This is a genomic window from Bifidobacterium miconisargentati, from assembly GCF_019331675.1.
Lineage (GTDB): Bacteria > Actinomycetota > Actinomycetes > Actinomycetales > Bifidobacteriaceae > Bifidobacterium > Bifidobacterium miconisargentati.
Genome location: NZ_JAHBBJ010000010.1, coordinates 37,073 through 50,527, shown reverse-complemented (window position 1 = coordinate 50,527; position 13,455 = coordinate 37,073). Strand labels below are relative to the sequence as shown.

Below are 13,455 nucleotides of genomic sequence, written 5' to 3'. Positions count from 1 at the left end.
AGTTTCCTGCTAGAAGCGACGGGGTTCTAGCAGAAAACGGACTCGAATCTGACTTCTGGCGTCCGGAATGTGCTAGAAGTTGCGCCGTTCTGGCGGGTTTCGGACGCTGCGGGAGGTATCTGGGGAGAGTGAGTGCGAGAAGGCTCCATTCACCACGATTGCATACTTTTTCTTGGCGTCCCTAAGCAAAGGGGCTGTCGGCGAAACCGGCTGAGGGGCGGTCAGTAGGATGCCGTGTCAATCGCGATGTGAAAGAGGATACGAAAAGGCTCTGTTAAACCAAGATTGACATGAATTCCGCCGGACTACCCCTCAGTCGGCTTCGCCGACGGCTCGTCCTGCGATTGAGGACGAACTTCATTCGCAGTCTGTTGGCTCGACTGTCATCTCGCATATCGCCTACAAACAGCTCCGCTGTTTGCTTCACGGCAATGTCCTGACAAGGGGAGCCAAGATGACGGAGCATGTCAATCTTGGTTTAACAGAGCCTACGAAATAGCCTTCACCGGCCGGGAAAGCCCGGAGGGTGAAGGCTTTAAATGGATCATTGGCCAACGGGCCCGGTCCTGCAATTACGGACTCGCTCTGCGAGCGAGGCTCAGTGTTGGCCTCGCCGGCTGTCGCGGCTCGGCGCGGGGCCTGCTGAGAGTCCACCGGACTCTCAGCAGGCTGATCGCGGCTAGATGATGCCGCGATCAGCCAACGGCCCCGCCCAATTACCTTCCTCCGGCTCGCGGGCGGACTGGATGGGCTCTTCGGCCCAGTGCTTGGCGGGGATGGTCTTGGGCTTGAAGGGGAACTTCTCGGCGCGCATCTTTTCGTAGGCGGCGATGTCGTCCTCGTGCTGAAGCGTCAAGTCGATGTCGTCGTAGCCGTTCATCAGGCGCCAACGGGTGTAGTCGTTCACTTCGAACGGCAGGGTCACGTCGCCGCAGGTGACGGTGCGGGTCTCCAGCGAGACGGTCATCTCGCGGCCCGGCTCCTCCTCCAGCAGCTTCCACAGCAGTTCGACGGATTCCTGCGGCATGATGGCGGCCAGCACGCCGTTCTTGGCGGTGTTGCCATAGAAGATGTCGGCGAAACTTGGCGCGATGACCACGCGGAAACCGTAGTCATGCAGCGCCCACACAGCATGCTCGCGGGAGGAGCCGATGCCGAATTCGGGGCCGGCCACCAGAATCTGGCCCTTGCCGGCGTACTCCGGCTGGTTGAGCACGAAGTTCGGGTCGCGGCGCCATGCGTAGAAGAGGGCGTCATCGAAGCCGGTCTTGGTCACGCGCTTCAGGAACACGGCCGGGATGATCTGGTCGGTGTCCACGTTGGAGCGACGCAGCGGCACGCCCACGCCGGTCAGGGTAGTGAGTTTTTCCATAATCAAAGTCCTTACATATCTGGAATATCCGGCTCCCTTTCCACAGGGGAGCTGTCGTCGCAGACGACTGAGGGAATCGACCTCGCGGAGCTAACCGAGACTCCCTCAGTCCGCCCCGCGGCCGGCTCCCCTCAAAAGAGGGGAGCCACAAGAAGCAGTTACAGATCGGCGGGAGAGGAGATCGTGCCGCGGATGGCAGTGGCGGCGGCCACAGCCGGAGAGGCCAGATGCGTACGCGAGCCCTTGCCCTGACGGCCCTCGAAGTTGCGGTTCGAGGTCGAGATGGAGCGCTCGTTCGGCACGAGCTTGTCCGGGTTCATGCCCAGGCACATCGAGCAACCGGCGTTGCGCCATTCGGCGCCGAAGTCCTTGAACACCTTGTCAAGGCCCTCCTTCTCCGCCTCCAGACGCACGCGGGAGGAGGCCGGCACCACAAGCACGCGGTGGATGGAATCGGCCTTGTGATGGCCCTTCATGATCGCCGCGGCCTGACGCAGGTCGTCGATGCGGCCGTTGGTGCAGGAGCCGATGAACACGGTGTCCACGGCGATGTCCTTGATAGGCATGCCGGGCTTGAGGCCCATGTACTTGATGGCGCGCTCGGCGGCGGAACGTTCAGTCGCGTCGGCGATCGTGGCGGGATCCGGCACGTCGGCGGTGATCGGCAGACCCTGGCCGGGGTTGGTGCCCCAGGTCACGTAGGGGCCGAGCTTGGTGGCGTCGATGTCCACCACCTTGTCGAACACGGCGTCGTCATCGGTCTTGAGCGTCTTCCAGTACGCCACGGCCTTGTCCCACAGCTCGCCTTCCGGCGCGTGCGGACGGCCCTTGAGGTATTCGAACGTGGTCTCGTCCGGCGCGATCATGCCGGCACGGGCACCCGCCTCGATGGACATGTTGCACACGGTCATGCGCTCGTCCATGGTGAGGTTGCGGATGGCCTCGCCGCGGTACTCGATGACGTAGCCCTGGCCACCGCCGGTGCCGATCTTGGCGATGATGGCCAAGATGATGTCCTTGGCCGTGGCGTCCGCCGGCAGCTTGCCGTTGACGTTGATGGCCATGGTCTTGAACGGCTTCAAGGACAGGGTCTGCGTGGCCATCACGTGCTCGACCTCGGAGGTGCCGATGCCGAACGCCAGCGCGCCGAACGCGCCATGCGTGGAGGTGTGCGAGTCGCCGCACACGATGGTCATGCCCGGCTGGGTGAGACCCAGAATCGGGGCGAAGGCGTGCACGATACCCTGATCGGCGTCGCCCAGCGGATGCAGGCGCACGCCGAATTCCTTGCAGTTCTTCTCCAGCGTGCTCAGCTGCAGCGCGCTGGTCTTGTCCGGATTCGGACGATCGATGTCAACGGTCGGGGTGTTGTGGTCCTCGGTGGCGATGAGCTGATCGACGTGGCGCGGCTTGCGGCCAGCCAGGCGCAGACCCTCGAATGCCTGCGGGCTGGTGACCTCGTGCATGAGCATCAGGTCGATGTACAGCAGATCGGGCGCGCCGTCGCTGCCCTTGCGCACCAGATGATCGGCCCAGACCTTCTCGGCCAGTGTCGTTCCCATAGCGTTTCCTCCAAAAAATTCCGCGCGAGGTATTGTGTTCGCGCCTTGTTCGTGGTAATAGCCTAAGGGGAGATTTTTGGGGCAGCCACAAGCAGGCCGGATATTGAGATACGGCCCATAACGGCTTTCGGGGCGCATGTGATTCGTCTCGTTTCCGGTGGTCACTTTGTGAGACTCTTCCCCGATTTGCTATTTCACTATGTGAGATGGCATAATCGCCATTATTATGACTGATTCCCTAGAAGAACCGCTCGACCACAGCCTGACCGAATCTGAGCCGATTGAAGAGGCCACCCCGAAGGATGACGGGGAGATTCATTCCGGTGTTGGCGTACTTGATAAAACCGTAAAGATTCTCGATGCCCTTGAGTCCGGCCCCTCCACGCTGGGCCAGCTCGTGGCGGCCACCGGTCTGGCCCGCCCGACTGCACATCGTCTGGCGATCGCGCTGGAGCGCCACCGTTTCGTGCTGCGCGACCAGCACGGCCGCTTCGTCCTAGGCTCCCGTTTCGCCGAGCTGGCCGCGGCCGCCGGCGAGGACCGACTGCTCACCGCCGCCGGCCCGATTCTGCGCACCCTGCTCGACCGCACCGGCGAGTCAGCGCAGATCTACCGCCGTCAGGGCGACCAGCGCGTGTGCATCGCGGCCGTGGAGCGCGCCTCCGGCCTGCGTGATTCCATCCCGGTGGGCGCCATGCTCTCCATGGAGGCCGGTTCCGCCGCCCAGATCCTGCTGGCCTGGGAGGATTCCGACCGTCTGCATCAGGGTCTGCGCCACGCCAAGTTCACCGCCACCAAGCTGGCCGCCGTGCGCAAGCGCGGTTGGGCCGAGTCCGTGAACGAGCGTGAGGACGGCGTGTGCTCCATCTCCGCGCCGATTCGCAACGCTTCCGGCCAGGTCATCGCCGCCATCTCCATCTCCGGCCCGACCGGCCGTATGGGCGCCGCCCCCGGCCGCCGCTACGCGCCGCTGGTCATGGCCGCCGGCAAGTACTTGACCGAGGCGCTGGTCAAGGCCGTGCGCTGAGGCGATGTACATATAGATACATAAGGAATCGACCTTCGGCCGATGCTGGATTCCCGCAGCTGACGCTGCTCCTCTTCTCTCCCTCACCCGCTTCGCGGGAGCTCCCTCGTCAGAGGGAGCCGAGACCTATATATGTAGACTTGGCTCCCTCTGATGAGGGAGCTGTCGAACGAAGTGAGACTGAGGGAGAGAAGGCGAGCAGGCGCAAAGCCTGCGGGAAATACCGCATCGGCCGAAGGCCGATTCCTTTTACTTAAACAACCCCGTCAGCTGGCTCCACAGCGATGGCTTGCGCAGCAGATCGTCACCCTCGCCTTCGCCGGGGGTCTGCTGGTTCACCGCATAGGTGTAGGCCCGCTTGGAGCTGGGCTTGCCGACCAGCTCGCCGAATTCCAGCAGCTGCGTGCGCGGCTCGTACGGGTGGCGGATGTCGAATTCGATGAGTCGCGTGGCACGCTTGGCCGGTGCCGGACCATACGTGTTGAAACCGCAGGTGGGCGTGGCGATGAGCAGCAGGCCCTCGGTTTCGCCCACGAATCCGTTGCGATGATCATGCCCGGCCACGACGCCGATGTATCCTTCGCTGTCGCGCAACACCGCGAACTCCCCCGAGCGATCCGGGCAGGAAATGCCCTCTCCCAGATAGCCGCCGAGCTGGGTTTTGTCCTCATCCAGCACGTAATAGGTATTGGCATGCTCGCGGTAGCCCTGCATGGCGAAGGCCGCGGTGGCAGATACCGGGCGCAGCACCTGGTAGTACTCCGGCAGCGGCATGTGCTGGAACACCATCGACTTGGCCCCGATATGTTCCGGCAGCGCGCGCAGGAAAGCCATCGCCGCATCGGACGGCGTGCCGAAGCCGCCGCCGTGCGCGTAGTCGCCGGAGTTGACCAGCACCAACCCCAGTACATCGCGCGTACGATCCACGTCCATCACCGGCAGCGCGAACGTGCCCGGCTCACAAGGCGCGGCATCCGGCACCACGCCGTCAGCGGCCGGAGCCGGGGGCGGGTCCCCATCATCGACAGTCTCCGGCCCACCGATGACGCCGACGGTGCCATCGGGACCACAGGTATATATGGTCTGCTTCGGCAGCAGCCCGTTCGCCGGCGCGGCCGGAGTTACCGCATCCCCGGACTCCCGCATCGCCATGTCACCGTCGCCGTCGTGCTCATCGGACGACCCCGCGGACGGCCCCGGATTCACGCATCCGGGAAACTCGCGGTAAATGGCGTCCAGTTCGGCATCGCTCAGACCACATTGGAAATCGTGATTGCCGTACGTCACCGCCCATGGAATACCGCGCTTGACCAGCGGTTCCACACTGCACTGGACGGCCTTGCGCACCAATTGGCGTGTCTCCTCCAAAGCGACGGCACGGGCGGGCTCGCTGTCGTCGGCCGCCGAGCCTTCGCCTTCCACACGCCACCGGCGCTTGCGGAACGTGGCCGCGAATGCCGGATCATAGCCGGCGATCTGATTGCCGGAGAAAATCACCAGATCCGGGCGCGTGGCGTCAAGGCTGGCCTCGATGAGCGCCATCGTGTCCTTGGCGATCTTCGGCCCGTCCTGGATATCCGCGATCTGCAGCACGCGGAACTTGCCGGAATGGTGGAATTGCAGGCGCCCGAGGCGCGCGGAGATAGAAACCGGGCGGTCGTCTTCGGCGTCGGCCGGCTTGATGCGGGGCTTCGTCATGCCCTCAGGCGCACGCTGTGTTTCCGTCATGCCCTCCACTGTACAGTTTCCGCAGGCAACAAACGAAAAGGCCCGCCGGAGCGGGCCTTTTCTTCTCAAGAGCAACTACTGGAGCAGAATCTCTGCACAACATCATCGTTGTAACGGTAAGTCTTTCCAATGCCCGTCCAACGTAACAGTCCTCGTGACCATACACTACTTGTGGGCTCTGCTCTGTTCAGTTGTTCTTGTACCTCATAATCTATTCACCCCTCTCGCCTCTTGCAACCTGCATACGCCGGTTGTGCGGTTTTTATCGCAAATGTGCAATCGGACACGACTTCCCACGGCAATCGAGCTGAACCGTTCATATCGAACCCGACCGATGTTCGTTTCTGTGCGTTTCACTGCTCCCACCGGCGTGTCGCACACCGCGCGCACCGGACCCCACACAGCCCGCGCACCGGACCCCGCACGGACCCCGACACCAATATGAACGGCCGTTGAATTCTGGCGCGTTAGCCCGTTCACCGACCACGCCAAAGCATACGATATAAGCTATGGCACAGATATTTGACGCACCATCGAAGGCAATTCTGCGAAGCCAAATCGCAGAGCACATTGCCGAAACAGACAAGAACGACCGCCGCGTCGATCAGGAGGGCGAGGCCCCGCTGCCGCAGGACCGCTTCTTCGACCGCGAGCTGAGCTGGCTCAAGTTCAACCAGCGCGTGCTGGAGTGCGCGGAGAACGAGGATACTCCGCTGCTGGAGCGCGCCAACTTCGCCGCGATCTTCGCCTCGAACCTTGACGAGTTCTTCATGGTCCGCGTCGCCGGCCTGAAGCGCCGCATCGATTCCGGCATCGCCGTGCCGTCCGCCGCCGGCCTGAGCCCGCGCCAGCAGCTGCGCGCCATCAGCGAGACCGCACACCGCCTGCAGGACGAGCACGCCCACTACGTGATCAACACGATTCTGCCGGAGCTGGAGAAGGAGCACATCGTCCTGCTGCCGTGGGACAAGCTCACCTCCGCCGAACAGGAGCGACTCTCCCGCTACTACCGCCAGCAGGTCTTCCCGGTCCTGACCCCGCTCGCCGTGGACCCGGCCCACCCGTTCCCCTACATCTCCGGCGGCTCCATCAACCTGGCCGTCATCGTGGAGAACCCGTCCTCCGGCAAGTCCCACTTCGCCCGCGTCAAGATTCCGGGCAACCTGCCGCGCCTGGTGCCCGTGGACGACATGACCGACGAGGAGTCCAAGGACGAGCGTTACGGCTTCATCACCATGGAGAAGCTCATCGCCGCACACCTCGAATCCCTGTTCCCGGGCATGATCATCAAGGAGGCCCGCTCCTTCCGCGTGACCCGTAACGAGGACATCGACGTGGAAGAGGACGACGCCGAGAACCTGCTCAACGCCATGGAGAAGGAACTCCTGCGCCGTCGCTTCGGACCGCCGATCCGTCTGGAGATCACCGATTCCACCAGCCCGTTCCTCTCCCAGCTGCTCGCCGACCAGCTCGGCGTGAGCCAGGACGAGGTCTACCGTCTGCCGAGCCCGCTGGACATGACCGTGCTCTTCGAGCTGGGCGGCGTGGACCGTCCGGACCTGAAGTTCCGCCCGTTCGTGCCCACCACGAACCGCCAGATCGCCGAGGTCGAGTCCTCCCGCGCACAGGACATCTTCGCCGCCATCCGCGAGCGCGACATCCTGCTGCACCACCCCTACGACTCGTTCTCCACGTCCGTGCAGGCCTTTCTGGCGCAGGCTGCTGCGGATCCTAAGGTCCTGGCTATCAAGCAGACGCTCTACCGAACCAGCTCCAACTCCCCGATCATCGACGCGCTGATCGACGCCGCGCATGCGGGCAAGCAGGTACTGGCCCTGGTGGAGATCAAGGCCCGCTTCGATGAGGACGCCAACATCGCCTGGGCCCGCAAGCTCGAACGCGCCGGCGTGCACGTGGTGTACGGCATCGTGGGCCTGAAGACCCACTGCAAGCTCATCGAGGTGGTGCGTCAGGAGGCCGACGGCCTGCGCCGCTACTGCCACGTGGGCACCGGTAACTACAACCCGAAGACCGCCCGTCTGTACACCGATCTGGGCTTGCTGACCTGCGATCCGGTGGTGGGCCAGGATCTTACCCGCCTGTTCAACCAGCTCTCCGGCTACGCACCGAAGTCCAGCTTCCACCGCCTGCTGGTGGCCCCGCGTACCGTGCGTTCCGGCATCATCCAGCGCATCCGCCGCGAGGAGGACGCCGCACGTGCCGGCAAGGAGGCCTGGATCAAGATCAAGGTCAACTCCATCGTGGACGAGAAGACCATCGACGCCCTGTACCGCGCCTCGCAAGCCGGCGTGAAGATCGACATCGTCGAGCGCGGTATCTGCGCCCTGAAGCCGGGCGTTCCGGGCCTCTCGGAGAACATCCGCGTGCGTTCCATCCTCGGCCGCTTCCTGGAGCACTCCCGCATCTACGCCTTCTGCAACGCGGACGGCCCGCAGATCGGCGAGGGCCCGGCCTCCGGCCCCGAGGTGTACATCGGTTCCGCCGACCTCATGCACCGCAACCTCGACCGTCGCGTGGAGGCCCTGGTGCGCGTGACCGCGCCGGAGCAGGTGGATGAGCTCATCAAGTACGTGGACCTGCAGATGGCCGACTCCACCGTGAGCTGGCACATGCAGCCCGACGGCACCTATGTGCTGCACACCAAGGACGACGAGGGCCGTCCGCTGGTGGACAGCCAGGAGTACCTGATCCGCAAGCACACCCGTCGCCGCGCCGCGCACAACTGAGCGGCGCCGATCGATTCTGATCGGTCCGCCCGCGTGAGCGTTCACGAAAAACGCTGCTAGAGTGGTTCGTGGACAGAACGTAACGTTGCCCGGTTTCCCGCACTTCCGCGGGGACCGGGCTTCGTCGTTTTATAACGGAAAACTACGTAGCGGCAGTGGGTTTTGCCCTACAATGACCAGTGATGGGTACCAGCAAAATGAGACATATCGTGGAAGCCGCCGGCGGCATTCTGTACCGGTGGAAGGCCGGTTGCGGCCCGGCTTCGGAAACCATCGACTTCACCGACCATCAGCCCCCGGCCGACTCCGGCTCACCCCTTGACCCGAGCGCGCCGACGACCCACGCGAACCATACGGATGACACCGATGTCACCTCTTCGCCGGCCGACGCGACATCCCCGAACGCCGTGATTTCGGGGGGCGAGGACGGTCTCTCCCCCGATGGCAACGTACTGGACCGCATCGAGCTGTGCATCGTGCACCGGCCGAAGTACGACGACTGGAGCTGGCCGAAAGGCAAGCTCGACCCGAACGAATCACCGCGCCACGCCGCCGTGCGCGAGATCGGCGAGGAAACCGGACTGCCGGTGGCGCTCGGCCCGTATCTGGGCGACGTCTCCTACCCGATGTCCGAGGAGGGCAGCAAGCACCGTCACACCAAGGACCTGTCCTCGGACACCAAGCATGTGCAGTTCTGGATGGTCTCGGTCATCAGCCCCATCGACAATCTCAAGCGCACCAAGTCGTTCGGGCCGGTGCACCGCGCGGATGTGGGCGAAATCGACGAAATGGTCTGGCTCACGCCCATGGAGGCGCGCAAGAAGCTCACCCATTCCACGGACAAGGACATGCTGGCCCTGTTCGTCGACCGCGTGCAGGAGGGGGCGCTGGAGGCGTTGCCGTTCCTCATCGTGCGGCACGGCAAGGCCGAGGCGCGCAAGCTGTGGAAGGGCACGGACGCCAATCGTCCCATTACGCCGCGCGGCGCTGCGGCCGCCTACGCGCTCAACTACGAACTCGCCTGCTTCAATCCCGTGCGACTGGCCACCTCGCCGTGGATCCGCTGTATGGAGACGCTGCAGACGTTCTCATGGCAGACCGGCCGGCCCATGGTCACGCTCGACGCGCTCACCGAGGACGCCTATGCGCAGGATCCGGGCGCCGCGTGGGACTGCCTGCTCAGCGAAATCGAATACATGCTCGCCCGCCGCGAACCCACCGCCATCTGCATGCATCGGCCGGTGATCGGTGGTATGTTCGAGCATCTGCGCGGACTGTGCGCCTCGCCCTCGCTGGGCAAGCGCCTGATCGCCAAAACCCCGTACATGCCGACCGGCACGGCGATGGCCCTGTTCGTCATTCCCGGCCCGGACGGCCCGAAGATCATCGACATCCAGAAGGTTCACCCACTTGTCTACTAGACCCGCGTTCCCCGACTCATCCAACTCCTCGGCCGCCGCTGCCGCCGCCCATGCCGCGCACGGCAGCGGGCTCGGACCGGGCTTCGGCTCCCTGCGTTCGGCGGGTGCGGCGTTCAGCCCCGCGCGCATGGGTTCGCTGCGTCCCTCGCGTCCGGCCCAGCTCGACCCGAACGTGGCCGACGGGTTAGCCGGCGGCATGGATCCGCAGGCCATCAGCGAGATGAGCCATCTTTCCGCGGCGGCGCTGCTCGACCGCGTGCGGCACAGCGAGGATCCCGAAGTGGTGCGTCGCGTGCTCACACTGGTGGAGACGGTCGGCGTGGATGAGATCGCCGAACTGTGGAGCGAGGCCGAACCGGATTCGCTGCCCGGTGTGCTGTGGCGTCTGTACATGCTGCGCACGTGGATGCGCACGCATCGTGATTCCATCGCCCGGCTGTGGCGCGTGGGCGAGCCGGTGGCCACCACGGCCTCCGCCATCGCCGGCGTGGACCAGGCACCCACCGAGGACGACATCGCGCGTCTGGCCGATTCGATTCTGTCCGGCGCGTTCGTGGGCGATTTCGCCGTGGCCCTGGAGCGCGCGGCGGCGTTCACCGACGTGGTGGCGTTGGGATTGCGCGTGGAGGCCAAGCGGATGGTGGAGCGCGCCACCGCCAATGGCGGTATGTCCTCCGCTGACGAGGAGAAGGCCGTGCGTGCGAAGGCGGCCAAACTGCTGCATACCGGGGCCAATCTCATGGCGACCGCGCGCGATTTCGCGCATGGCGCGAATCTGTGGCGTCGCGGACGGTTGGAGTAGGTCGCAAGCGGCCATTTCTTCTCTTGGACCGGCTACCGGTACCGGAAAGCCGCTATGCCGCCGGCGTGCCACCTGCCGACGGCACGCTATACTGGTGAGTCGCGTCGGACCGTGCTTAAGCCCCGGGCTCCATTTATTGCCGCTGCGAGCGGCCCTTGCGCCGACAGGCGCTTTCGCGGTTCGGCGCTTTCCCATACTTTCAGGCAACATGCCAACCGTCGGCCAAGCAATCCGCTGCGAGCCCCTTCGGTCCTGCAATTATCGACTTCGCTGCGCGAAGACCCAGCATCACCTTCGCTTGCCTATCGGCTCGCTCAGGCCAAACCTACGGGAAGTCCACCGGACTTCCCGCTTTACGGTTTGGCCCACACCGACAGGCGCTTTCGCGGTTCGGCGCTTTCCCATGTTTTTTGATTCGGACGGCAGGATTCAGCTCAATCCTGCCGCAGAAGACTGTATGTTCGCGGCTCAACGAGGTAGTCGCGAACATACAGTCCTTACAGACACCCAAAGAGACTGTATGTTCGCGTGACGCACGTTGGGACGCGAACATACAGTCTCTTTTTCAAGCCGACTAGGCCGGCACCCTCATCCGCCCGGAGCCGTCCGGCGGTATTAGTCCCGCTCGATACGCAGACCCTGCGCGAGCGGCGAATCGGCCGGAGTGGCGGCATCGGCCGGGGCCCCCGGCTCAAGGCCGAGCAGCAGCGAGAGCACGGAGACAGACGAGGCCGCGGACCAGGCCTGCGGATGGCATGCGGCCGGATAGGGCGCCGGGCCGTTCTCCCCCGCGTCACCGGAGTACAGCTCGGGAATCTGGAAGCCGAACGCTGCGGCGGCGCTCACCAGCCCCTCGGCCACCTGCAACGCCTCGGCCTTATACCCTTCCGCGCGCAGGCCGTTCATCACGATGGCGCTGTCGTGTGCCCAGACCGAGCCGCAGTGGTAGCTTTCGGGCCAGTATCCGCCGGCGAGCGTGCTCATCGTGCGCACGCCGTAGCCGGAGAGCATGTCATCGCCGACCAGTCGTTTGACCACCGCTGTCACGCCGTCCTCGTCCAGGATGCCGGTGCCAAGCAGGTGACCGATGTTGCTGGTGAGCGAGTCGACCGGACGCTTGTCCCTGTCCAGCGCGATGGCCGGGTATCGGCCGCGGCCGTCGTCCACCCAGAACCGTTCGTTGAAGCGGGTCTTGAGCTGCGCGGCCCACGCACGCCATTCATCGGCGCCGGACCGGCCGAAGTGATCCAGCACGTCCGCGCCCAGCATGGCGGCCTGGTAGGCGTATCCCTGCACCTCGCACAGGGCGATGGGACCGTCCGCGATGCGGCCGTCATTCCAGCGCACGGAATCGCCGGAGTCCTTCCAGCCCTGGTTGCTCAGGCCGTGACCGGTGCGGTCGATGTACTCCAAGAAGCCGTCGCCGTCGCAATCGCCCCAGTCGCGCAGCCAGGCGAGCGCGGCTTCGAGGTTGGGCAGCAGCGCACGCACCTCGTCCTCGGGCGCACCCCAGCGCAACGCCTCGCCGAGCAGGATGATCCACAGCGGGGTGGCGTCGATGGTGCCGTAGTAGAGCGGGGGCAGGCGCATGCCGTCGTCGAACGCGCCGGTCTGCACCAGTGTCTCCGCACGCAGTTCGTGCATGATCTTGCCGGGGTCGGCGTTGGTCTCCGGATTCGATTCGGTGGCCTGGAAGTGTGCGAGCGTACGCAGGGTGCCCATGGCGGTGCGGGTGGTCAGCGGCAGCATGAATCGGGCGGCCCACAGGGAGTCGCGGCCGAAGAGCGTAAAGAACCAGGGCGCTCCGGCGGCCAGGAACTCGTCGTCCGGCAGCGTCGGAATGGCCATGCGCAGGCCGGCGAGGTCGCGCAGGGAGGTGTTGGCCCAGTCGGCCACGCGGCTGTCCGCGGCATGGACGGTGACGTCGGCCCACGGGCTTGAGGAGGCGGCGGCCGTCACGGCGTTGGCCTTGGCGTCCACGGCGATGGTGAGTCCCACGCTTACGCTGCCGCGTGCGGGTACGGTCAGGTGCCAGGCGAACGTGCAGTTGAGCCCGTCCACGGTGATGGTCGGGACCGGGGTGTCGGTTTCGCTGGCAACGTTCGCAGCGTCCGGCGTCACGTCGACGGCGATGCTGCCGTACGTCACGTGGGCCGCGGGTTCCTTGCCGTCGTGCGGCACGGCGATGACGACCTGTCCGCTTGCGGCCGCGGCGGACGGGGTGCCGCCTTTGATCTCCTGCATCGTGGCCATGTCGAAGCGCAGGGTCACGGCGAGGTCCAGTTCGACCGGTTCGGTGAGCACACTGGCGATTTCGAATCGTTCGGCGAGCGTGGCGGGCGTGAGTTCGCGGGTTTCGGTGACGCGCACGGACGGGTCCACGGTGGGGCCGTCGATGTTGCGGGCCACGAGCGAGGTGATGCTACGTCCGGTGGCGGCCGAATTCCAGGCGATCGGCGTGGGGGCCTCGCCGTTGACATCAGCCACGATGCGCGAGAGGATGCGGGTGTCGCCCACGTAATAGCCGGCGAGATTGGCCGCGCCCGCGTGCGGGGCGGAGGCGTCGACCGTGCCGTCCGCTTCGGCCCACAGCTGGGCGGGGGCCGTGAGGATCGGGCGCATGTCGTGCATCCACGGCTGTCGGATCTGCTGGGATGTGGTCATAGTTGGTTCTCCAGGGATTGAAAAGTGTTACGAATATTGGCGTCCCTCTCTCTGAGGGTGTCGCTGAAAACGACTGAAGGATATCGGCGAGGGATCTAGTACATGGCTCCCCTCAGTCAGCTTCGCTGACAG

The 13,455-nt window shown here is 64.9% G+C and carries 8 protein-coding genes; 4 read left to right on the top strand and 4 right to left on the bottom strand.

The window, feature by feature from the left end; all coding sequences use genetic code 11:
* Positions 1 to 679: 679 nt before the first annotated feature.
* A complete protein-coding gene (gene leuD / locus KIH81_RS07405; protein ID WP_214304782.1) occupies positions 680 to 1,372 on the bottom strand; it encodes a 3-isopropylmalate dehydratase small subunit in 693 nt (230 codons plus the stop codon).
* 158 nt (positions 1,373 to 1,530) lie between these two features.
* Complete coding sequence (gene leuC / locus KIH81_RS07400) at positions 1,531 to 2,934, bottom strand: 3-isopropylmalate dehydratase large subunit (protein WP_214304781.1); 1,404 nt, start codon at positions 2,932 to 2,934, stop codon at positions 1,531 to 1,533.
* Between the two features lie 226 nt (positions 2,935 to 3,160).
* On the opposite strand from leuC, the gene KIH81_RS07395 reads away from it, so the two are divergent.
* Positions 3,161 to 3,961 carry an IclR family transcriptional regulator gene (locus KIH81_RS07395; RefSeq protein ID WP_214304780.1) on the top strand — a complete coding sequence of 267 codons (801 nt, stop codon included), beginning with the start codon at positions 3,161 to 3,163 and terminating at the stop codon, positions 3,959 to 3,961.
* A 249-nt stretch (positions 3,962 to 4,210) separates the two neighbouring features.
* On the opposite strand, the gene KIH81_RS07390 is transcribed toward KIH81_RS07395, so the two are convergent.
* Entirely contained in the window at positions 4,211 to 5,689 is a 1,479-nt protein-coding gene (locus tag KIH81_RS07390; RefSeq protein ID WP_214304779.1) for a metallophosphoesterase, read from the bottom strand.
* 509 nt (positions 5,690 to 6,198) lie between these two features.
* Between KIH81_RS07390 and KIH81_RS07385 the strand changes: the two genes are divergently transcribed.
* From KIH81_RS07385 to KIH81_RS07375, 3 genes are all read left to right on the top strand, one after another.
* Positions 6,199 to 8,436: an RNA degradosome polyphosphate kinase gene (locus KIH81_RS07385; RefSeq protein ID WP_214304778.1), complete on the top strand. Its 2,238-nt coding sequence runs from the start codon at positions 6,199 to 6,201 to the stop codon at positions 8,434 to 8,436.
* A gap of 197 nt (positions 8,437 to 8,633) precedes the next feature.
* The gene (locus KIH81_RS07380) at positions 8,634 to 9,857 is read left to right on the top strand and encodes an NUDIX hydrolase (protein WP_214304818.1); all 1,224 of its coding nucleotides are present in this window, start codon (positions 8,634 to 8,636) and stop codon (positions 9,855 to 9,857) included.
* Complete coding sequence (locus KIH81_RS07375; RefSeq protein WP_214304777.1) at positions 9,847 to 10,659, top strand: hypothetical protein; 813 nt, start codon at positions 9,847 to 9,849, stop codon at positions 10,657 to 10,659. Before KIH81_RS07380 ends, KIH81_RS07375 begins: the two co-directional genes overlap by 11 nt.
* Positions 10,660 to 11,274: 615 nt before the next feature.
* On the opposite strand, the gene KIH81_RS07370 is transcribed toward KIH81_RS07375, so the two are convergent.
* Positions 11,275 to 13,323 (bottom strand): glycogen debranching N-terminal domain-containing protein, encoded by a 2,049-nt coding sequence (locus KIH81_RS07370; RefSeq protein WP_214304776.1) that lies wholly within the window; start codon positions 13,321 to 13,323, stop codon positions 11,275 to 11,277.
* Positions 13,324 to 13,455 lie beyond the last annotated feature (132 nt).